Source organism: Piscinibacter gummiphilus, from assembly GCF_002116905.1.
In the GTDB taxonomy this organism is placed as follows: Bacteria; Pseudomonadota; Gammaproteobacteria; order Burkholderiales; family Burkholderiaceae_C; genus Rhizobacter; species Rhizobacter gummiphilus.
Window position 1 is genome coordinate 5,867,202 of record NZ_CP015118.1, and the last position, 21,494, is coordinate 5,888,695.

Annotated in this window: 19 protein-coding genes; 9 read left to right on the forward strand and 10 right to left on the reverse strand. The window is 69.7% G+C overall.

What is annotated here, in order from left to right:
- The first annotated feature begins 115 nt into the window (after positions 1–115).
- Entirely contained in the window at positions 116–1,186 is a 1,071-nt protein-coding gene (locus A4W93_RS26905) for an aminoglycoside phosphotransferase family protein (protein WP_085753537.1), read from the forward strand.
- On the opposite strand, the gene A4W93_RS26910 is transcribed toward A4W93_RS26905, so the two are convergent.
- Complete coding sequence (locus A4W93_RS26910; protein ID WP_085753538.1) at positions 1,180–2,145, reverse strand: LysR family transcriptional regulator; 966 nt, start codon at positions 2,143–2,145, stop codon at positions 1,180–1,182. The two genes, A4W93_RS26905 and A4W93_RS26910, sit on opposite strands and share 7 nt — an antisense overlap.
- Positions 2,146–2,335: 190 nt before the next feature.
- Between A4W93_RS26910 and A4W93_RS26915 the strand changes: the two genes are divergently transcribed.
- The 7 genes from A4W93_RS26915 to A4W93_RS26945 all read left to right on the forward strand — a co-directional run bounded on the left by A4W93_RS26915 (position 2,336) and on the right by A4W93_RS26945 (position 9,295).
- Positions 2,336–2,743 (forward strand): DUF4148 domain-containing protein, encoded by a 408-nt coding sequence (locus A4W93_RS26915; protein WP_085753539.1) that lies wholly within the window; start codon positions 2,336–2,338, stop codon positions 2,741–2,743.
- A 302-nt stretch (positions 2,744–3,045) separates the two neighbouring features.
- Positions 3,046–3,441, forward strand: coding sequence for a DUF4148 domain-containing protein (locus A4W93_RS26920; protein ID WP_085753540.1), 396 nt, complete (start codon positions 3,046–3,048; stop codon positions 3,439–3,441).
- 44 nt (positions 3,442–3,485) lie between these two features.
- A complete protein-coding gene (locus A4W93_RS26925) occupies positions 3,486–3,833 on the forward strand; it encodes a hypothetical protein (protein ID WP_085753541.1) in 348 nt (115 codons plus the stop codon).
- 106 nt (positions 3,834–3,939) lie between these two features.
- Positions 3,940–5,883 carry an ABC transporter ATP-binding protein gene (locus A4W93_RS26930; RefSeq protein WP_085753542.1) on the forward strand — a complete coding sequence of 648 codons (1,944 nt, stop codon included), beginning with the start codon at positions 3,940–3,942 and terminating at the stop codon, positions 5,881–5,883.
- Positions 5,884–5,887: 4 nt separating this feature from the next.
- Complete coding sequence (locus tag A4W93_RS26935) at positions 5,888–7,549, forward strand: NAD(P)/FAD-dependent oxidoreductase (RefSeq protein WP_085753543.1); 1,662 nt, start codon at positions 5,888–5,890, stop codon at positions 7,547–7,549.
- Between the two features lie 154 nt (positions 7,550–7,703).
- Positions 7,704–8,591: an SdiA-regulated domain-containing protein gene (locus tag A4W93_RS26940; protein ID WP_085753544.1), complete on the forward strand. Its 888-nt coding sequence runs from the start codon at positions 7,704–7,706 to the stop codon at positions 8,589–8,591.
- A 32-nt stretch (positions 8,592–8,623) separates the two neighbouring features.
- Positions 8,624–9,295: a lamin tail domain-containing protein gene (locus A4W93_RS26945; protein ID WP_085753545.1), complete on the forward strand. Its 672-nt coding sequence runs from the start codon at positions 8,624–8,626 to the stop codon at positions 9,293–9,295.
- 6 nt (positions 9,296–9,301) lie between these two features.
- Here A4W93_RS26945 and A4W93_RS26950 read toward each other — a convergent pair whose 3' ends face one another.
- The 7 genes from A4W93_RS26950 to A4W93_RS26980 all read right to left on the reverse strand — a co-directional run bounded on the left by A4W93_RS26950 (position 9,302) and on the right by A4W93_RS26980 (position 17,711).
- A complete protein-coding gene (locus A4W93_RS26950; RefSeq protein WP_085753546.1) occupies positions 9,302–10,516 on the reverse strand; it encodes an MFS transporter in 1,215 nt (404 codons plus the stop codon).
- Between the two features lie 109 nt (positions 10,517–10,625).
- Complete coding sequence (locus tag A4W93_RS26955; RefSeq protein WP_085753547.1) at positions 10,626–11,051, reverse strand: Rrf2 family transcriptional regulator; 426 nt, start codon at positions 11,049–11,051, stop codon at positions 10,626–10,628.
- Between the two features lie 154 nt (positions 11,052–11,205).
- Positions 11,206–12,192, reverse strand: coding sequence for an NAD(+) synthase (nadE, locus tag A4W93_RS26960; RefSeq protein ID WP_085753548.1), 987 nt, complete (start codon positions 12,190–12,192; stop codon positions 11,206–11,208).
- 7 nt (positions 12,193–12,199) lie between these two features.
- On the reverse strand, positions 12,200–12,451 hold the full coding sequence (locus A4W93_RS26965) for an acyl carrier protein (RefSeq protein ID WP_085753549.1): 252 nt from the start codon (positions 12,449–12,451) through the stop codon (positions 12,200–12,202).
- 43 nt (positions 12,452–12,494) lie between these two features.
- Entirely contained in the window at positions 12,495–14,021 is a 1,527-nt protein-coding gene (locus tag A4W93_RS26970) for a class I adenylate-forming enzyme family protein (RefSeq protein WP_085753550.1), read from the reverse strand.
- An 11-nt stretch (positions 14,022–14,032) separates the two neighbouring features.
- Complete coding sequence (asnB, locus tag A4W93_RS26975) at positions 14,033–15,976, reverse strand: asparagine synthase (glutamine-hydrolyzing) (RefSeq protein WP_085753551.1); 1,944 nt, start codon at positions 15,974–15,976, stop codon at positions 14,033–14,035.
- Positions 15,977–16,235: 259 nt separating this feature from the next.
- Positions 16,236–17,711, reverse strand: a complete 1,476-nt coding sequence (locus A4W93_RS26980) for a M20/M25/M40 family metallo-hydrolase (protein ID WP_085753552.1) — start codon at positions 17,709–17,711, stop codon at positions 16,236–16,238.
- Positions 17,712–17,791: 80 nt separating this feature from the next.
- Between A4W93_RS26980 and A4W93_RS26985 the strand changes: the two genes are divergently transcribed.
- Positions 17,792–18,739: an SDR family NAD(P)-dependent oxidoreductase gene (locus A4W93_RS26985; protein ID WP_085753553.1), complete on the forward strand. Its 948-nt coding sequence runs from the start codon at positions 17,792–17,794 to the stop codon at positions 18,737–18,739.
- Positions 18,740–18,743: 4 nt separating this feature from the next.
- Here A4W93_RS26985 and A4W93_RS26990 read toward each other — a convergent pair whose 3' ends face one another.
- Together A4W93_RS26990 and A4W93_RS26995 are read right to left on the reverse strand one after the other, a co-directional pair.
- On the reverse strand, positions 18,744–19,928 hold the full coding sequence (locus A4W93_RS26990) for an HD-GYP domain-containing protein (protein WP_085753554.1): 1,185 nt from the start codon (positions 19,926–19,928) through the stop codon (positions 18,744–18,746).
- A gap of 77 nt (positions 19,929–20,005) precedes the next feature.
- On the reverse strand, positions 20,006–21,439 hold the full coding sequence (locus A4W93_RS26995) for an aldehyde dehydrogenase family protein (protein ID WP_085753555.1): 1,434 nt from the start codon (positions 21,437–21,439) through the stop codon (positions 20,006–20,008).
- Positions 21,440–21,494 lie beyond the last annotated feature (55 nt).

Sequence of the window (21,494 nt, forward strand, 5' to 3'; positions counted from 1 at the left end):
GATCTGCCGCGGCCTGGCGGAGGGCCGAGGCGGGAAGCAGGCGGTTTGTAGAATCCGGGGATTATCCACGAGGGTCCGGTCCCGCGAGCCCCCGTGACCACCCCACCCCTCCGCCATGCCGTCTTCCCCGCACTCCTCCGCGCAGCCCCTTCCGCCCATCGCCTGGGCCGACCCGCAACGCGAGGCCGCGTTCACCCAGTGGCTGGGCGAACTCGCCCCGGCGCACGGGATCGACACGGCCAGCGTGCGCAGCGCGAGCGCCGACGCCAGCTTCCGCCGCTACTTCCGTGTGGACACGGCGAACGGCCCCCGCATCGTGATGGACGCGCCCCCGGCCCAGGAAGACTGCCGCCCGTTCGTGCACGTCGCCGGGCTGCTGCGCAGCGCCGGCCTCAACGCGCCCGAGGTGATCGCCTGGGACGAGGCCCGCGGCTTCATGCTGCTGTCGGACCTCGGCGACCGCACCTACCTGTCGGTGCTGGACGACTCGAATGCGAAAGCGCTGTACGGCGACGCGATCGGCGCGCTCGTGCGCCTGCAGGGCATCGCGGCACAGGGCCAGGTGCCGGCGTACGACCGGCCGCTGCTCACCCGCGAGGTGCAGCTCTTCCCGGACTGGTACATCGCCCGGCACATCAACACCCAGCTGTCCACCGACGAGGAGACCCGCCTCGCCCAGTGCGTGGAGCTGATCCTCCAGAACAACCTCGCCCAGCCCGCCGTGCTGGTGCACCGCGATTTCCATTCGCGCAACCTGATGGTGAGCGGCGAGCCCGGCACCGCGGCCAACCCGGGCGTGCTCGATTTCCAGGACGCCGTCTGGGGCCCCATCACGTACGACCTCGCCAGCCTGCTGCGCGATGCCTACGTCGAACTGGAGGAGGAGGTCCAGATCGACTTCGCCGTGCGGTACTGGGAGCGCGCGCGCAAGGCCGGCCTGCCGGTCCCCGAAGACTTCGGGCACTTCTGGCGCGATTTCGAATGGATGGGCCTGCAGCGCCACCTGAAGGTGCTGGGCATCTTCGCCCGCCTGTCCCACCGCGACGGCAAGGACGCCTACCTGAAGGACCTGCCGCTCGTGTGGAAGTACGCCCACCACGTCGCCACCCGCTACAACGGCCTCGGGCCGCTCGCCCACCTGCTCGAACGGCTGGCGGGCACGGCGCGGGTCGAAGGCTTCTACTGAACTGACTCGCCGGGCATCGCGCACCCCGCGGCGGCCAGCCACGGGTCGCGGTCCTCCCCGCCGAAGGTGGCCACGAGGAAGTCGATGAAGGCGCGGGTGCGCGCCGGCACGTACTTGCGCGTGGGCATCGCCGCGTAGATCGAGCTCGTCAGCAGGTACCACTCGGGCAGCACCCGCTCCAGCGCGTTCTCGAGCAGCGCGTCTTCGATGACGTACGACGGCAGCGGCGCGATGCCCAGCCCCGCCAGCGCACCGGCGTACATCGTGTCGATGTGGATGGTGCTCAGCGCGGGGCGGTGCGGCACGATGCGCACCTCGTTCTCCTCGTCCTTGCCGGCCAGCGCCTGGTAGCGCTTGAAGACGGCCTCCCGCGTGTACGTCGGGATCATGGCCTCGTGCTCCTGCAGGTCACGGGGATGCTGCGGGCGGCCCCGCTGATCGAGGTAGGACGGCGCGGCGCACATCACCACCTCCGAGCCGGCCAGGCGGCGCGCGATGAAGTCGCCGTCGAGCACCTGGCGGGTGGACGTGATGATCGTGACGTCGTGGTTCTCGTCCACCGTTTCCACCACCCCCGGCACCGACAGCTCCAGCGTGACCAGCGGGTACTGCTGCCGGAAGCGCGGCAGGTGTTTCGCGAGCTGGTGCACGGCAAACGCCGGCGGCACCAGCACGCGCAGGTGGCCGCGCGGCTCCGAGGTGGCCGCGTTCGCCTGGGCCTCGGCCTCCTCCACCTCGGTGAGGATCTGTCGCACGCGCTCGAGGTACAGCTCGCCCGTGTCGGTGAGCGCGAGGCGCCGCGTGGTGCGGTTGATGAGCCGCGCGCCGAGGTGTTCCTCGAGGTCCGCCACGAGCCGCGTCACGACGGCGGCGGAGAGGTTCATCTGCCGGGCCGCCCCGGCGAAGCTGCCCTCGTCGATGACCCGCGCGAACACCCGCATCGAATGAAGTCTGTCCATGGCCCGGCCTCAATCATTCCAATTTCAGCAATACGGAGTTGAATGATAGGTGGTTTATTGATGCCCTCGCAATGCCTACAGTTCATCCCATCGATGAGCCACACACAAGGCGACTCACCGAGGCAAGGACAGGACGGTATTCCACCGCCATGCCCGACCAGTCCAACCTTCAGATCCAAAGGAATTCATCATGAACCGCAAGCAACTCCTCGCCGCCGCCGCCCTCGCCGTCTTCGGTGCCTCCGCCTTCGCCGGCGGCGAATTCGACCCGATGACCGGCTTCGGCCCCGTCGGCCAGTCGACGCTGACCCGCGAACAGGTCAAGGCCGAGTTCGCCCGCGCCAGCAAGAACGACGAGATCGTGCGCTTCGACACCGGCATCGCCTACGTCCAGGCCCCGAAGGTCCAGTCGACGCTGACCCGCGAGCAGGTGAAGGCCGAGTTCGCCCGGGCCCGCGACAACGGCGAGCTGGTGAGCTTCGACACCGGCATCGAGTACGCCCAGGCCCCCAAGGCCACGTCGACGCTGACCCGTGAGCAGGTCCGCGAGGAAACGCGTCTCGCGCTGAAGAACGCCCGCGTTGCCGCCGGCTCCTGATTTTTCGACCGTCTCCATGAAGCCCCCCTCCCGGGTGGCTTTTTCGGCCGCCCTTCGAGGCGGCTTTTTTGCCGCCCCTCAGGGCGGCTTTTTTCATTGCGCGTGCGAAAAGGGGCCGAAGTGGCCACATTGTTTCGGTTTCCGCAACACGGAATTGAAGGAACGCCGCTTTTTCTCCTTCAGGGTAATCCCTAAAGTTCATCCCATCGATGAGCCACATCCCAGCGACTCACCGAGGCAGGACAGGACGGCGTTGGCCGCCGGCCCTGTACGAATCAACCTCAGAACGCAGGAACATCATCATGAACAGCCGCCAGATCGTCGCCGCCGCCGCCCTCGCCCTCCTCGGTTCCTCCGCCTTCGCCGGCGGTGAGTTCGACCCGATGACCGGCTTCGGCGTGGTGTCCACCGCCACCCCGCGCGCCGCCGTCAAGGCCACGGCCGCTGCCCCGGTCGAGCGCTTCGACGCCGGCACCGCGTACCTCCAGGCCCCGAAGGCCGCCTCGACCCTGACCCGCGCCGACGTCCGCGCCGAATACCTCCGCGCCCGCGCCGACGGCGAGCTGGTCAGCTTCGACACCGGCACCGAATACGCCCAGGCTCCCGACAGCGCCTCGACGCTGACCCGCGCCCAGGTCCGCGCCGAAACCGAAACCGCACTGCGCGGCGGCAAGGCCTCCGTCGCCGGTGGCTCCTGAGCCCCGGCCCCACCGAATCCGAACACTCTGACAGGAACACCATCATGAACGCACGCACCCTCGTCGCCGCCGCCGCCCTCGCCTTCGCTGGCACCTCCGCCTTCGCCGGCGGCGAGTTCGACCCGATGACCGGCTTCAACCTGAACCCGCAGCCCGCCGCGGTCAAGGTCGCCGCCAAGCCCGCCGCCGCCCCGGCGTCGACCGCCCAGGCCGGCCTGACCCGCGAACAGGTCAAGGCCGAGTTCCTGAAGTCGCGCAACCAGGACTCCGTCGCCGACGACTTCGAGCGTGGCAACGACTACGCCCGCGCTCCGGCCGGCGTCGGCCGTGACCGCGAAGCAGTGCGTGCCGAGGCCCGCGCTTCGGTCCGCGGCGGCAAGTCCGGCTCCTGAGTCGACTCCCGCTCCTTCAAGAAGCCGCCTCCGGGCGGCTTTTTGCTGCCTGATCAACGGACACGGTGCGCAGGCCCGACAATGGCGGGCTGCAACCGACGGCCCCATGTTCAGCTTCTTCGAAACCCGCATCCAGCCCACGGCCCTCCCGCCGGGCCCGCCGCCTTCGGGGCTGGTCGCGTTCTACTGGCACTTCATCCGCCAGACGCGCAGCCTCTACGCGGCCATGTTCGTCACCGGCCTCGCGGTCGCGCTGATCGACATGCTGATCCCGATCTTCATCGGGCGCCTGGTCACGCTGATGGAGGCCACCGACCGCGCCGCGGCGTTCAGCGCCGCCGTGCCGTCGCTGCTCGCGATGGCCGCACTGGTGGTCATCGGCCGGCCGGTCACGCTCATCGCCGACAGCCTCGTGCGCAACAACGCCGTGGTGCCGGGGGTCACGAGCCTCGTGCGCTGGCAGAGCCACTGGCACGTGGTGCGCCAGAGCTGGCCGTTCTTCCAGAACGACTTCGCCGGGCGCATCGCCAACCGCGTGATGCAGACCAGCAACGCGCTGCGCGAATGTGTCGTCGCGAGCATCCGCGCCATCTGGTACATCGCGGTCTACGGCGTCAGCTCGCTCGTGCTGATGGCCCTGGCCGACTGGCGGCTCGCGATTCCGACGGTGCTGTGGTTCATCGGCTACGTGATCTTCCTGCGCTACTTCGTGCCCCGCATGCGCGACCTCGCGAAGATCAGCTCCGAAGCGCGGTCGTCGGTGATGGGCCGTGTGGTCGACAGCTACACGAACATCCTGACGGTGAAACTCTTCGCCCGCGTGCGCGACGAGGATGCCTACGTGCGGGACATGATCGACGAGCACACCGTCGCCATCGCCGCGCACATGCGCCTGATCACCCGCTTCATGGCCACGCTCGCGGCCATGAACGCGCTGCTGCTCGTGTCCACCGCCGCCATCGGCATCACGCTGTGGGGCCGGGGCGACGTGTCGGCCGGCATCGTCGCCACCGCACTGCCGCTCGCCTGGCAGATCGCCAACGTGGCCGGATGGGTGAGCTGGGAAGTGACCGGCATCTTCGAGAACATCGGCGTCGTGCAGGAGGGCATGGAGACCATCGCCGTGCCGCACACGCTGACCGACGCACCGGGCGCCCCGGAGCTCGAGGTGCCCCGCGGCGAGATCCGCTTCGAACATCTCACCTTCACGTACGGCCGCTCGGACGGCCGCAAGGTGCTCGACGACTTCGACCTCACCGTGCGCCCCGGCGAACGCGTGGGCTTCGTCGGCCGGTCCGGCGCGGGCAAGTCCACGCTCGTGAACCTGCTGCTGCGCTTCCACGAACTGGAGCAGGGTTCGATCCGCATCGACGGCCAGAACATCGCGAACGTCACTCAGGAAAGCCTGCGCGGCGCCATCGGCCTCGTGACGCAGGACACCTCGCTGCTGCACCGCTCCATCGCCGCCAACATCGGCTACGGCCGTCCCGGCGCCACGCACGACGAGATCGTCGCCGCCGCGAAGAAGGCCCAGGCGCACGACTTCATCGTCGACCTGCAGGACTGGAAGGACCGCACCGGCTACGAGGCCCAGGTGGGCGAACGCGGCGTGAAGCTGAGCGGTGGCCAGCGCCAGCGCGTCGCCATCGCCCGCGTGGTGCTGAAGGACGCGCCCATCCTCGTGCTCGACGAAGCCACCTCGGCACTGGACAGCGAAGTGGAGCTCGCGATCCAGGAGCAGTTGCTCGACCTGATGGAGGGCAAGACCGTGATCGCCATCGCGCACCGGCTGTCCACCATCGCCCGCATGGACCGCCTCGTGGTGCTCGACCGGGGCCGCATCGTCGAGCAGGGCTCGCACGACGAACTGCTCGCGCTCGGCGGACACTACGCCCTGCTGTGGAAACACCAGTCGGGCGGTTTCCTGCCGGAGGAACTCCTCGTCGACGAGCCGCCCGCGCTCGAGGAAGATTCCGCGTTCGACGAGATGCGTGCCGAAGAGCAGCCCGAACCGAGCACCAACGACGAATCCCCGCGGCCCAAGGCCTGAACCCATGTTGAGAATCACCGAACTCCGCCTGCCGCTCGACCACGCCGAGGATGCGCTGCGTCCGGCCATCGTCGAACGCCTGGGCATCGCCGACACCGACCTGAAGGGGTTCACCGTCTTCCGCCGCGCGTACGACGCGCGCAAGAAGAGCGCGATCGTCCTCATCTACACCATCGACTGCGACCTCGCCGACGAGGCGTCGGTGATGCTGCAGCACGAGGGCGACCCGCAGGTGCGCGCCACGCCCGACACCGCGTACAAGTTCGTCGGCCATGCCCCCGAGGGCTTCTTCGCGGGCGGCCAGCCCCGCCCGGTGGTGGTGGGCTTCGGCCCCTGCGGCATCTTCGCGGCGCTCATCCTCGCGCAGATGGGCCTGCGCCCCATCGTGCTCGAACGCGGCAAGGAAGTGCGCCAGCGCACGAAGGACACCTGGGGCCTGTGGCGCCAGGGCGTGCTGAACCCGGAATCGAACGTGCAGTTCGGCGAGGGCGGCGCGGGCACGTTCTCCGACGGCAAGCTGTGGAGCCAGATCAGCGACCCGCGCCACCTCACGCGCAAGGTGCTGACCGAGTTCGTGAAGGCCGGCGCGCCGGAGGAGATCCTCTTCGTCAGCAAGCCGCACATCGGCACGTTCCGCCTCGTCAGCATGGTCGAGAAGATGCGCGCGGACATCGAGGCGCTCGGCGGCGAGATCCGCTTCGAGCAGCGCGTGACCGACCTGCACGTCGAGGACGGCCAGGTGCGCGGCCTCACGCTCGCCTCGGGCGAACAGCTGCGCACCGACCACGTCGTGCTGGCCCTCGGCCACAGCGCGCGCGACACGTTCGCGATGCTGCACGAGCGGGGCGTCTACATGGAGGCCAAGCCGTTCTCGGTGGGCTTCCGCATCGAACACCCGCAGGGCGTGATCGACCGCGCCCGCTTCGGTCCCAACGCCGGCAACGAGATCCTCGGCGCCGCCGACTACAAGCTCGTGCACCACGCGAAGAACGGCCGTTCGGTCTACAGCTTCTGCATGTGCCCCGGCGGCACGGTGGTGGCGGCCACGTCCGAGGAAGGCCGCGTCGTCACCAACGGCATGAGCCAGTACTCCCGCAACGAACGCAATGCGAACGCCGGCATCGTCGTGGGCATCAACCCGCAGGACTACCGGCAGGACGGCCGCGCCGACGGCCCCGTGAACCCGCTCGACGGCATGGCGTTCCAGCGCCAGCTGGAAACGCGTGCGTTCGAGCTGGGCGGCGGCGGCTACCAGGCGCCGGGCCAGCTGGTGGGCGACTTCATCAAGGGCCGCCCGTCGAAGTCCTTCGGCAACGTGCAGCCGTCGTACAAGCCGGGCGTGTTCCTCACCGACCTCGGCGCGAAGGGCCGCAGCAGCCTGCCCGACTACGCCATCCTCGCGATCCGCGAGGCGCTTCCGGCCTTCGAGCGGCAGATCAAGGGCTTCGCGATGGCCGACGCCGTGCTGACCGGCGTCGAGACCCGCACGTCGTCCCCGCTGCGCATCACGCGTGGCAAGGACCGCCAGAGCCTCAACGTGCGCGGCCTGTATCCCGCCGGTGAAGGGGCCGGCTACGCGGGCGGCATCATGTCCGCCGGTGTCGACGGCATCGAGGTGGCCGAGGCGCTGGGCGCCGCGATGCTGGGGGTTTCCGCCCCGGCCTGACCTCCGATCGGACTAGGACGTCGAGCCACTCGACGTCATTCCCGGGACACCGCGTTCCGGGAAGCTTCGCCTCCGGAGACGGGCGAGGCGGACCCTGCGTGTGACCTCGTCCCGATGCCGCATCCCCGACATCGACGACGAGAGGACACACCCCATGATCAAGCAACTGCTGGCCCTCGGCTTGGCCACGCTCGCCGCCGGCGCCCACGCGCAGGCTTCGCTCGACCTCGGCAACTACCGCCTGACCACCGAACTGGCCCTGCCGTTCGCCGCGGCCTCGGAAGCCTCGGCCATCACCTACAACTGGGACACCGGCACGCTGTTCGTCGTGGGGGACGAGGGCCGCGCCATCGTCGAGGTGTCGCGCACCACCGGCCTGCAGATCAGCACGATGTCGCTCACCGGGTTCGAGGACACCGAAGGCCTCACGTACGTCGGCAACGGCCGCTTCGTGATCGCCGACGAACGCGAGCAGGACCTCTTCCAGCTGACCTACACCGCCGGTGGCACGGCGAACCGCAACAACCTGCCCGGGTTCTCGCTCGGCGCCAACGTCGGCAACCAGGGCATCGAAGGCGTGTCGTACGACCCGCTCACCGGCGGTTTCCTCGCCGTGAAGGAGAAGGGTCCGCAGGCCGTCTGGCAGGCCTCGATCGACTTCACCACCGGCACCGGTTCGTACAGCGCCCTCTTCACGCCGAACCTCGGCGTCACCGACCTGTCCGACATCCAGGCACTGTCGACCGTGTTCGCGAACCAGCCCTTCGGCAGCAACCTGCTGATCTTCAGCCAGGAGTCGCGCGCGCTGCTCGAGGTGACCCGCAGCGGCCAGGTGCTGAGCCGCTTCGACTTCTCGAACCTCTCCGGAAGCGCCGAAGGCGTGACGATCGATTCGAACGGCGTGATCTACGTCGCCGACGAATCGCCGTCCGTGTTCGTGCTGACCCCGATCGCCGCCGTGCCCGAGCCCGGCGCCCTCGCGATGCTGCTCGCCGGTGCCGGCGTCTGCGGCGCCATCGCGCGCCGCCGCCGCACCGCCTGAGCCCCTCCCGTCACGCCCACCAGGACCCCACCATGAAACGCCTCCTGCTCTCGCTCGCCGCCGCCGCCTTCATCACCCCGGCCGCCCACGCCGCCAACGACCACGACGTCTACATCACCGAGTGGATGTACAAAGGCGTCGGCCCGAACGACGGCCTCGGCGAGTTCATCGAGTTCACGAACTTCGGCACCGCGGCCGTCGACTTCACCGGCTGGAGCTTCGACGACGACTCGCGCCTGTCGCTCGTCACGCGCCTCTCCGCGTTCGGCCTCGTGGCCGCGGGCGAGTCGGTGATCCTCACCGAGATCGACGCGAACGAGTTCCGCACCCGCTGGGGCCTCGACGCCAGCGTCAAGGTGATCGGCGGCTACTCGAACAACCTCGGCAACGGCGACGAGATCAACCTCTTCGACGCGAACCAGCAGCTCGTCGACCGCCTGACCTACGGCACGTCGCCGCGCACGCTGGGCCGCACCGGCCACGCCGTGTCGTCCGACGTGTTCGGCACGAACCAGGCGTCGAAGTGGGTGCTGTCGACCGTGGGCGACCTCGAGGGCTCTTGGGCCGCCACCACCGGCGACATCGGCAGCCCGGGCTTCACGTCGTTCGCGAGCCCGGTGCCGGAACCGGCGGCGCTCGCGATGCTGTTCGCGGGCCTGGGCGTGGCGGCCGTCGCGCGTCGCGGCAAGCGCACGGCCGGATGACGGGCTTCAGCGCAGTCTGAAAGCGAGCCCCACCACCGCCGCAGCCACCAGCGCCAGCGCACCGGCCAGCCCCATCGCCGACGGGATGCCCAGGTGGTCCACCACCACGCCGCCGAGGAAGGCACCCGAGGCGATGGCCACCTGGAAGCCCGTGACGAGCACGGCCTGGCCCGCATCGGCATCGCGCGGCAGCGAGGTCTGCATCCACGTCGTCATCGCGACGGGGATCAGGCCGAACGCGGAACCCCACACCAGCGCGACCAGCGCACCGGCGACCACGCCGCCACCGACGGTGGCCGCGAACAGCAGCACCCCGGCCACGAGCAGCGCGGCCAGCAGTGCCACCGCCAGCACGTTGCGCGATGCCAGCCGTCCGCCCACGAACGTGCCGAGGAACCCGGCCGCACCGTAGACCAGCAGCAGCGTCGTCACGACGACGGGCGACAGGCCGTAGCGCTGCTGCAGCAGCGGCGTGAGGTAGGTGTACGCGGCGAAGTGTCCCGCGATCAGGAACAGCGTGGTCAGCAGCGCCGCGCGGGCGCGCGGCGTGGTCAACGGCTTGAGCAGGTCGCGCGCGCGGGTGGCGTGGGCCGGCGGCATCGGCGGCAGCAGGCGCATCTGCGCGATGAACATCAGCGCCGACAGGCCGGCGGCCACGCCGAACGACGCACGCCAGCCGACGAGGTTCGCCAGCAGCGCCCCCGCGGGCACGCCCGCCACCGTCGCGACCGACACCCCGGCCAGCACGTACGACATCGCCCGCGGCTGCGCGTCGGCCGGCACGAGGTGCGCGGTGGCGCCCGGTGCGAACGTCCAGAAGCCCCCGACACAGAGGCCCAGCATCAGGCGTGCGACGAGCATCGTCATGAGGTCGGGCGCGATCGCGGCGAGCAGGTTCGACGCGACGAGCAGGGCCGACAGCACCAGCAGCACCGCGCGACGGTCGAGTCGCCCCGACGCGACGATCAGGGCCGGGCCCGCGATGGCGGCCACGATGCCGGGCATCGTGACCATCAGGCCGGCGGTGCCCTCGGTCACGCCGAGCGACGCGGCCACCAGCGGCAGCACGCCGATGGGCAGGAACTCGGTGGTCACGGTGGCGAACGCGCCCACCGCGAGCGACAGCACGGCGATCCAGCCGGAAACGCGCGCAGGCGAGGCGGCCGCGGCGCCGAGGCGGGCGGCATCCGCCGGAGAGGCGGTGGTGTCGGCGCTCAGCATGAAGTGCCCTTCGGGGCGGCGGTTGAAAGTGTCATGAGGTGCTCCACGTCGATGAATGAATTGTGACTATCGAAAGAACAATAAAGCGCAAAAAAAGGGGGCGGCTGACTCACCGGCCCCGGTTCACGGTGTCGACCACGTCCGCGAGCGTCTGCCGGGCCAGGCCCTGCTCGAAGCCCTGCTGGGCCTCGCGCAGGACGTCGTCCATGCAGCGCTTGATGTTGCGGCTCACCCGGCATTCCTCGGACACCGGGTACGCGTGCATCGCGCACGGCGCCGGCGGTTCGATGGCCTTGTAGACGTCGAGCAGGGAGATGCGGGAGGGGGCGCGCGCCAGCGAACAGGCGCCGTGCTGCCCGCGCGTGGTGGTGACGAGGCCCGCCTTCGCGAGCTTCGACAGCACGCGGCGCACGAAGCTCGGGTCCGCGTTGACACTGGCGGCGAGTTCGGCGGAACGCACCCCTTCGCCATCGCGCGCGCCCAGCGCAGCCATCAGGTGCGCGGCGACGGAGAACTGGGTGTTGGCGGACGACATTGTGTGACTATAAGAGTCACATTAAATCCCTGCGGGGTGGAGGGACGGGCAAACAAGGCCGAAAGAAAGAAATGTCATCCCGGCGAATGCCGGGACCCTGGGCGGATGCCGAAGGTCCCGGCCTGCGCCGGGATGACAGCTGTCCTGCGTGGGTTCAGACGTGGATCTCGCCCACCGCCTCCGGCAGCACCGGCCGCGCATGCAGGTAGTGCGTGCCGCGGCGCTTCGCCTCGATGTCGGCGTAGATGTGCGCCGCCTCTTCCACCGTCAGCCCCAGGGCCGGCGCGAGATCGGCCGGGGTCACCTGGTGGTTGTGCGCCCACAGGGCCACGTCCATCTGCTGGTACGGCAGCGCGAAGTAGAACTCGTCCTGGCCCTGGCTCAGGCTGTACGTGTCGGTGGTGGGCGTGGAGTTGCACACCGACTCGGGCAGGCCCAGGTGGCGGGCGAGCGCGTACACCTGCGTCTTGTAGAGGTGGGCGATGGGCTTGATGTCGGCCGAGCCGTCACCGTGTTTCACGAAGAAGCCCTGGTCGTACTCCAGGCGGTTCGGCGTGCCGATCACCGCGTAGTTGAGGCGGTCGGCGTGGAAATACTCGGAGGTCTTGCGGATGCGCTGCTTGAAGTTCGTGGCGGCCACGATCTGCAGGTACTCGCGGATGGGCAGGCGCTTCTCGAAGCGCTCGCCGGCCGGGTTCTCCACCACCAGCTTGAAGAAGTTGACGCCGCCGCGCGCGCCGCCCGCGATGATGATCTTGTTCTTCCAGCCCGCGCCGTAGCCGGGGAAGACGTTGCGGATCGCCTCGTCGCGCCAGCGGTAGCAGCCAATGGCCTCGAGCGTGGGGCCGATGTGCTCCAGGCGGTACTCGATGCCCAGCTGCTCGGCCACCTCGGTGCCGCGTTCGGCGCTGGTGCTCGACGAATCGTGTTCGGGCAGCAGCAGGCCGAACACCTTCTTCGGGCCCAGGGCCTTCACCGCGAGGGCGCCGCACACCGAGCTGTCGACGCCGCCGGACAGCGCGATGATCACGCCACGCCGGTTGAGCTTCGAGACGGCGTCCACCATCCACTCGGAGATGCGCGCCACCTCGGCCGCGCAATCGATGTCGAGGACCTTCGGCCCGATCGAGTTCATGGTCATGGGCGCCTCACGCTGCGAGCTTGCGACGCACGTAGGCGTCGACGTTGTTCAGGCTGTCGAGGTTCTCCGGCAGCATCTCCTCGTCGTCGACGGCGATGCCGTACGTCTCTTCGAGGAAGGTCACGAGTTCGAGGAAGCCGGTGGAGTCGAGGTGCTTCTCCATGAAGGAGTCGGTCTCCGCGATCTCGCTGCCGTCGCCGCGCATGATGAAGTTCTCCGCGATGTACGCGCGAACGGTGGCCTTGATGTTGTCAGTCATTCCCCTGTTTCCTTTTCGTTGAACTCGATGAAACGGTCCGTCCTCACACGAGGCCGGCCTTCCTGATCTTTCCGGAGTCGGTCTTCGGCAACTCGTCGACGAAGACCACGTGCCTCGGCACCATGACGGTTTCGAGGCGGCTGGCGCAGTGCTGGATCACCTGGCGTTCGGTGAGCACATGGCCCGGCTGCAGCGCGACGAAGACCTTCACGGCCTCGCCCACCACCGCGTCGATGCAGCCGATGGCGGCGGCCTCGAGCACCCCGGGCATCGCGCAGAGCACGTTCTCGATGTCGCGCGGGCTGACCTTTTCGCCGCGGACCTTGATCAGCTCGTCCTTGCGCGAGACGAACCAGAAATATCCGTCGGAATCGGTGCGGAAGATATCCCCGGAATGCAGGACCATCTCACCGGGGTACGGGCCCGGGCGCAGCGCGCGCGCCGTGGCCTCCGGCTTCTCCCAGTAGCCGCGCATCACGTGGCTGCCGCGCACCACCAGTTCGCCGGTGCTGCCGAACGGCAGGCGCTGTCCGGCCTCGTCCTCGAGCCACATCTCCTGGTTCGGCATCCCGCGGCCCACGCTGCCGGGGCGCTCGTCGAGCAGCTCGGGCGGCAGGTAGGTCACGCGCTTGCATTCGGTCTGGCCGTACATCGCGTACAGCCTCGCGTGCGGGAACGCCTCGCGCAGGCCGTGGATGTGCGCGTCGGGCAAGGCCGCGGCCGCGCTGGTGATGATGCGCAGCGTGGGCACCGGGTGGTCGGCGAGGGTCTTCAGCGCCAGCAGGCGAGCGAACACCGTGGGCACGCCGGGGAACACCGTGACCCCTTCCCGCGCCATCTGCTGCAGCACCTTGACCGGGAACGAGAAGGAGCGTTCGAGGACCAGCGTGCCGCCCACCATGAACGTGGAGAGCACCTGGTACAGCCCGTAGCTGTAGGCGTGCGGCAGCGCGCTGAACACCACGTCGTCGGCCGTGAGCTGCAGGTAGGCGTTCACCGATCGCGCGGCCGAGACCATGTTCAGGTGGCTCAGCATCACGCCCTTGGGCTCGCCGGTGGACCCCGACGTGTAGATGAGTGCCGCGAGGTCCTGGTCGGTGGTGGGCACGGGCGCGGGCGACCCGCCCGGTTCGGTGGACGGCATGGGACGGCAGCGCGTGTCGGCGCCTGCGGGCGGTGCGTCACCGGCCACCCAGCACGTGTGGATGCTGCGGTTCGTGGCGAGCGCCGCACCCACCTCGTCGATCAGGCCCGCGTGCGTGACGAGCACGCTCGCGCGGGCGTCGTTCAGCACGGCGGCGAGCCGCTGGCGCTTCGTCAGCGGGTTGATCGCCATCAGCACCGCGCCGCACTTCATCGCCGCGTAGAGGGCCACCACCGCGTCGAGGCCGTTGTCGAGGCATGTCGCGACGCGGTCACCCGGTTCGACCCCGGCGTCCTGCAGGGCCGTGGCGAGCGTGTCGGCCCGGGCATCGACCTCGGCGTAGGTGAGGCGCAGCCCGTCGGTGACGAGTGCGATGCGGTCCGGCATCGTCCGGGCCGTGAGTTCGAGGAGCTGGTGCATCAGCATGGCGGAGGTCCTCAGGGCCGTGCGGCGACGGCGTCGCCGCGCACGAACATCGCGTCGATCCACATCGTCGACAGGATGCCGACGAAGGCCATGTTGTCGCCGAAGCCGATGGCCCGGCCCGCGCGGCACTTCTCGACGAGGCGGCGCACCGGTTCCGGATCGAAGTAGCCGGCCTGCCGGATGCGTTCCTCGTTGAGCAGGTCGGAGACATAGGCCACCGGCTTGCCGTCGTGGAAGAAGCTCGCGCTGTCGGGCGCGCGGTACGGCTGCTTGCTGCGCGTGCGCACCGACTCGGGCAGCAGGCCCTTCATCGAGCGCTTGAGCAGGTACTTCTCGGTCAGGCCCATCAGCTTGTAGCGCGGGGGCAGGCGGTTGGCGAACTCGATCACGCGGTGGTCGAGGAACGGGAAGCGCCCCTCGATCGAATGGCCCATCGCCATGCGGTCGCCCTGCGAACTCAGCAGGTAGCCCGACATCAGGGTGTGCGCCTCGACGTACTGGTCGCGTGCCATGGGCGACCAGCGGCCGATGGCCTCGGGCAGCGTGGCGCCGATGGCCGCGAACGGCGACCAGCCGGCCACCGCGTCGGCCTGCGCCTTCGAGAAGTACTGGGCGATGCGGCCCGTGGTGTTCCAGCGCGGCACGTGGGCGAACCACGGCTGGCCGAGGTGCTCGAGGCCCTCGCTGAAGAACTGCTTCGCGAAGAGCCCGCCGCTGGCCGGCGAGTGCTTCAGGTACGGGTACAGGCGCTTGAGCAGCTGTGCGCGGCCGGCGGACTGCGGCTGGCGCGCCATGAAGCGGCGCACGCGCGCTTCCTTGAAGATGTCGTAGCCGCCGAACACCTCGTCGGCGCCCTCCCCCGTCAACACCACCTTGTAGCCCTGCTCGCGCGCGAGGCCGGCCAGCATCATCAGCGGTGTGGGCGCGGTGCGCAGCACGGGCGACTCGGTGTGCCACAGCGTGCGGGGGAAGTTCGCGGCGATGTCGGCGCGCGTGCAGCGCACCTGCGAGTGTTTCGTGCCGAGGTGGTCGACGAGCTCGCGCTGGTAGGCGCTTTCGTCGAACTCGCCGTCGTCGAACGTGACCGAGAACGTGCGCAGCGGCACGTCGGTGTGGTGGTGGATCAGCGACGTGATGATGGACGAGTCGAGCCCGCCGCTCAGGTACGCGCCCACGGGCACGTCGGAGCGCAGCTGCAGGCGCACCGCGTCGATCATCAGCGCGCGCAGTTCATCGGCCAGGTCCTCCGCGGGCCGGTCGTCGGCGATGGGGCCCTCGGGGAAGGTCCAGTCCCAGTAGCACGACATCTCGGCGCGGCCGTTTTCGATCACCATGCGGTGCCCCGGCGGCAACGACTGCACGCCGTCGAACACCGAACGGTCACCGATGGGGGACCAGAACGTGAAGATCTCTGCCAGCGCGTGCGGGTCGAGGCGGCGCGGCACGCCGGGCACCGCGAACAGCGACTTCACCTCGGAGGCGAACAGCAGCCGGCCCGCGTGCACCATGTGGAAGAGCGGCCGGATGCCGGTGCGGTCGCGTGCCAGCACGAGGCGCTGGCGGCGGCGGTCCCACAGCGCGATGGCGAACTGGCCGTTGAGGTGCTGGACGAAGTCGTCGCCGTGTTCCTCGTAGAGGTGCACGATGACCTCGGTGTCCGAGTGCGTCGCGAAGCGGTGGCCGGCGCGCTCCAGGTCGGCGCGCAGCTCGATGTAGTTGAAGATCTCGCCGTTGAAGACGGTCCAGACCGTGTCGTCCTCGTTCGCGAGCGGCTGGTGGCCGCCGGCGAGGTCGATGATGCTGAGGCGCGCGTGGGCCAGGCCCACCGGCCCGTCGAGGTGGAAGCCGGTGCCGTCGGGGCCGCGGTGGTGGAGCGCGCCGATCATCGCGCCGAGTTCGGCGCGGGTGGGCGCGGGCGCGCGTCCCAGGTCGAGGATGCCGGCGATGCCACACATCAGCGTGCCGCTCCGGGTGTCCCGCAGTGATGAAGAAGGCCTCCGCAAGCGGCGGCCGGACGATGTGGATGATTCCGTGTCATGGCGCAGTGCCTTCCGTTCCCTCCCCCTTCCCTCGCACGCGCGCTGGGCACTGTGGCCCACGGTGACGGCACGAAGGCGCCGGCCCGGTTCAGGTGTCTGTGAAGGAATGTTAAGTGAACTGCGTCACGGAACGGCCCCCGTGAATACGGGAGCCGGGCACCCCCTGATGGGTGGGTCAGTTCGCGGCGGCCATCACTTGCGCCACGGCGGCAGTCAAGCGTTTGCCGTACGGCACGTGCAGGAATTCGTTCGGACCATGGGCGTTGCTCTTGGGGCCCAGCACCCCGCACACCATCATCTGGGCCTTCGGGAAACACTGCTGCAGCAGGCTCATCAGCGGGATGGTGCCACCCTGGCCGATGTAGCCACAGGGGGCACCGAACTGGTCCATCGACGCCTGGTTCAGCGCGGTCTCGAGCCAGGGCGACAGGCTCGGCGCGTTCCAGCCGGTGGCGCCCACCGCGCCCACGCGGCCGTCCGCGGCGAACGTGACCTTGGCGTTGTACGGCGCGTTGTCCTCCAGCAGCGTCTTGAGCCGGGCCGCGGCCTCGTTGCCGTCGATCAGCGGGGGCAGGCGCAGGCTCAGCTTGAACGCGGTGTACGGGCGCAGCACGTTGCCGGCGTCCTTCATCGCGGGGAAACCGTCGACGCCGGTCACGCTCAGCGTGGGCCGCCACGTGCGGTTGAGCAGGCCCTCGAGCGGGTCGGTGGTGGTGGGCAGCGTGGGGCCGCCGTCGGCGCCGCAGGCCCACGGGTAGCGCTTCCACACCTCGTCGCCGAGGATCTTCGCGGTGGCCTGGGCCTGCTCGATGCGGTCGGCGGGGATGGCACAGTGGAAGCTCTCGGGCAGCAGCTGCCCCGTCTTCGAGTCCTCCAGGCGGTCCAGCACCTGGCGCAGGATGCGGAAGCTCGACGGCACGAGGCCGCTCGAATCGCCCGAGTGCACGCCCTCGCTCAGGATCTCCACCTTCAGCGTGCCGCTGACCATGCCGCGCAGGCTGGTCGTGAGCCACAGCTGGTCGTAGTTGCCGGCGCCGCTGTCGAGGCACACCACGAGGCTCACCTCGCCCAGGCGGTCCTTCAGCGCGTCCACGTACACGGGCAGGTCGAACGATCCGCTTTCCTCGCAGGCCTCGATCAGGCCCACGCAGCGCGGGCGCGGCACGCCCTGCGCGTCGAGCGCGAGGATGGCGGCGATGGCGGCGTAGACCGCGTAGCCGTCGTCCGCGCCGCCTCGGCCGTACAGCAGGCCGTCCTCGTACTTGGGCGTCCACGGCCCGAGGTCGTTGCGCCAGCCGTTGAACTCGGGCTGCTTGTCGAGGTGGCCGTACAGCAGCACGGTGCCGGTGCTCTCCGGCTTCGTGGACGGCACCTCGAAGAAGATCACCGGCGTGCGGCCCTCGATGCGCACCACCTCCAGCTTCAGGCCCGCCACCTTCTTGCTTTCGACCCAGGCGGCGGCGTCGCGCACCACCTTGTCGATGAAGCCGTTCTTCTGCCACTCGGCATCGAACATCGGGCTCTTCGCGGGGATGGCGATGTAGTCGGTCAGCGCGGGGACGATCTCCTCGTCCCACATCTTGTCGGTGAAGGCGGCGATGGCGCCGGGCAGGTCGGGGCTGCGCGGGGCGAGCGGGTCACGTGCGTTCATGAGAGGGGCTCCTTGTCACCTTGGTGAAGTGTAAAACCGGGCCTCGTCCGTATCCTCCGGCGTGGACTTTGGAGACAACCATGCCCATCACTTCCCCCTTCCACGCCCGCAGCACCGCACTCGACGTCGTGTCCGGGTTCAACCTCGGCGGCCGCTCGGCCATCGTCACCGGCGGTGGCGCCGGCATCGGCCTCGAGACGGCGCGTGCCCTCGCGTCGGCCGGCGCGCGCGTGACCCTCGCGGTGCGCAACGCCGAACAGGGCCGGGCGTCGGCCGAACAGCTGCGGGCCGAGACCGGCAACCCGGCCATCGACGTCGGCACGCTCGACCTGGCCGACCTCCCCGGCGTGCGCCGCTTCGCCGCGTCATGGGGCGACCGCCCGCTGCACCTGCTGATCAACAACGCCGGCGTGATGGCCTGTCCGCTCGCGCGCACGCCGCAGGGCTGGGAATCGCAGTTCGCCACGAACCACCTGGGCCACTTCGCCCTGACCACCGCGCTGCTGCCCGCGCTGAAGGCCGCCGGCAACGCCCGCGTGGTCACGTTGAGTTCGATGGGCCACAAGCTCGCCGGCGTCGACTTCGACGACCTCCACTTCGAACGCCGCGAGTACAACAAGTGGAAGGCCTACGGCCAGGCGAAGTCGGCCAACGCGCTGATGTCGCTGGGCCTGCACGCGCGCCACGCCGCCGACGGCATCACCTCGCTGGCCGTGCACCCGGGCGGTGTGGACACCGACCTGCACCGCCACGTGCCCGACGACGAGAAGCGCGCGATGGGCTGGGTGGGCGAGGACGGCCGCATCTCCAGCCGCTTCAAGACCCCGGCGCAGGGCGCCGCCACGAGCGTGTGGGCCGCCACGGCCCCGGCGCTCGAAGGCCAGGGCGGGCTCTACCTGGAGGACTGCCAGCAGGGGCTGCCGGCCGAGCCCGGCAACCGCACGTCGGGCCATGCACCGCACATCATGGACACGGCCGTGGCCGACCGGCTGTGGCGGGTGTCCGAGGAGCTGCTGGCCTCGGCCTGACCGCTCACATCATCGCGAGCAGGTCCGCCACGTTGACCGTGGCGCGCAGGTCGGTGGGCTTGACCGTGCCGGTGATGCGGTGGGCGGCCTCTGCCGTGTCGCGCAGCTGCGGCACCTTCAGTTCGGCGCCCCCGGGGCCCGCGAGGCTCACGGCCAGAGGCTGGCTCGCGTGCGCGCCCCGGCGCAGCACCATCGCCACCTCGCCGTTCGCCAGGCTCACGCAGGTGCCCGGCGGGTAGATGCCCAGCACCTTGATGATGGCCGCCCCCACTTCGTCCACCTCGCCGTTGGCGCCCAGGCAGGCCGCGCGCGCCGCGAGGGTGGCGGGCATGCCGGGCCGGCTGAGGCGGGGGCTGATCTTCGCGAAGAACACGTCGAGGCGGCGCAGCACCCGCGCCAGCCGGTCGGCCGCGGACAAGGCCCCGAGCGGCAGGTCGGCCGGGCCGTCCTGGTGGTGGCGGGCCACCACGTCGAGGCACAGCGTGTCGGTGATCCCCGCCTCCTTCAGCTGGGTGGCGCTCATCTCGGGATGGCGGTCGATGCGGATGCGCTGGTCGAGCGACGGCGTGCGCTCGCGCAGCGTCAGCTCGTCCTGCATGGCGGTCATGCTCCAGTTCATCGTCAGCGCGGCGATCGCGAGCGAGCGCAGTTCGGCGGCCTCGAACCCGAGCTGCTGCGCGCACAGGGACGACGTCATCGCGCACAGCAGCGCGTGCCGGCTGCTGTAGTGCTCGTAGCGCCGCACCGCGCGCTGCAGCACGAGGAACAGCAGCGCGTCGGCGTGTTCGTCCATCAGGTCGCGCATGCGACCGGCCACGGCCAGCAGCCGCGGCACCCACTTGTCGTCGGGCGACACCTCGAGCAGCAGCACGTTCAGCTGCTGCTGCACCAGGCCCAGTTCGGAGATGAGTTCGAGGCGCGGCGGCGCGGCTTCCGCGGCCTCGGCCTTCGGGCTGAAGGCGTCGTCGAAGGCGTCGGCGAGTTCCCGTTCGCGCTGGCGGGCGAGACGCCACTCGGCGCTCTGGTCTTCGTCAACCATCAGGTCGTGTGCGGTCAGGCGGCCCAGCTGGGTCACGTCCTGGATCACCGCGTCGCGCGGCATGATCAGGCGACCGGCGGCATCGAACAGGTCGAAGGGCAGGGACGCTCCCACCTCCAAATGTTCGGCCGCGAAGGGAATGAGTTTCATGGATGGCGCTTGGGGCGTCGGGGCAACAAAAAAGGGCTTGCCGGCGTGGCAAGCCCTCTCAGGTTAAACGCTCCGCGTCACGAACGCTTGAATTGGAACGATTTGATCTCCAGAAAATCTTCCAGCCCGTACTTGCCGAACTCGCGGCCGTTGCCGGACTGCTTGTAGCCGCCGAACGGCGCGAGCATGTTGAACGTGCCGCCGTTGATGTCGACCTGGCCGGTGCGCATCCTGCGCGCCACCTGCTGCGCCCGCTCGTCGGACGCCGACCACACGCCGCCCGACAGGCCGTACGGCGTGCCGTTGGCGATGCGGATGGCGTCGTCCTCGTCCTTGTACGTGATGATGGCCAGCACCGGGCCGAACACCTCTTCCTGGGCCAGGCGCGACTCGGGCTTCACGCGGCCGAACACCGTCGGGCGCACGTAGTAGCCCTTGCCGTCCAGGCCCTCGGGCGCACCGGTGCCGCCGGTCAGCAGTTCGGCGCCTTCGGCCAGGCCGATCTCGATGTACTCGTTGACGGTGTTGCGCTGGGCCTTGGAGGCCACCGGCCCCATCGTGGACGTCTCGTCGAACGGATCACCCACCTTGTAGGCCTGGGTGACGGCCACGGCCAGCTTCGCGGCTTCCTCGTAGCGGCTCTCGGGCACCAGCATCCGGGTGTGGGCCGTGCAGGTCTGGCCGGCGTTCAGGAAGCAGGCGCCCACCGAACCCTTCACCGCCGTCGGGAAGTCGGCGTCGTCGAGGATGATCGAGGCCGACTTGCCGCCGAGCTCCAGCGCCACGCGCTTGATGGTGGCCGACCCCAGTTCGGAGATGCGGCGGCCGGCGCGGGTGGACCCGGTGAACGACACCATGTCGACGTCCGGGTGCGAGCACATGGCCTCGCCCACCACGGTGCCGCGGCCGGTCACGAGGTTGAACACGCCCGCGGGCAGGCCCGCGGCGTGCACCACCTCGGCCAGGATGAAGGCGTCGAGCGGGGCCACTTCCGACGGTTTGAGCACGACCGTGCAGCCGGCGGCCAGCGCGGCGGCCACCTTGGCGGCGATCTGGTGCAGCGGGTAGTTCCACGGCGTGATGGCGGCGACCACCCCGATGGCCTCGCGCACGACCAGCGAGTTGCCCACTTCCTCCTCGAAGTGGAAGCTCTGCACCAGGCTCGCGTACAGCTTGAACGCGGCGATGGGCGAGCCGGCCTGGATGCGCACCGACTGCTTCAGCGGCATGCCCATCTCGGACGTGACGGCCTGGGCGATGTCGTTCGCGCGGGCCTTCAGGCCCTCGTGGATCTTCATCAGGAACCCGGCGCGCTCGGCCACCGGGCGGCTCGACCAGGCGTCGAACGCGCCGCGGGCGGCCTTCACCGCGAGGTTCACGTCGTCGGCCGTTCCGCGCACGACGGTGGCGATGGCCTCCTCGGTGGCGGGCGACGTGACGGTGCTCGGGCTTTCGCTGCCGACGCTGGGGACCCATTGCCCCCCGATGTACAGCTTGTCGTGTTGGATCATGGCGGTCGTCTCGCGTTGTAGTGGGTGATGGGCGAAATTCTAGACGGGCGTGCAG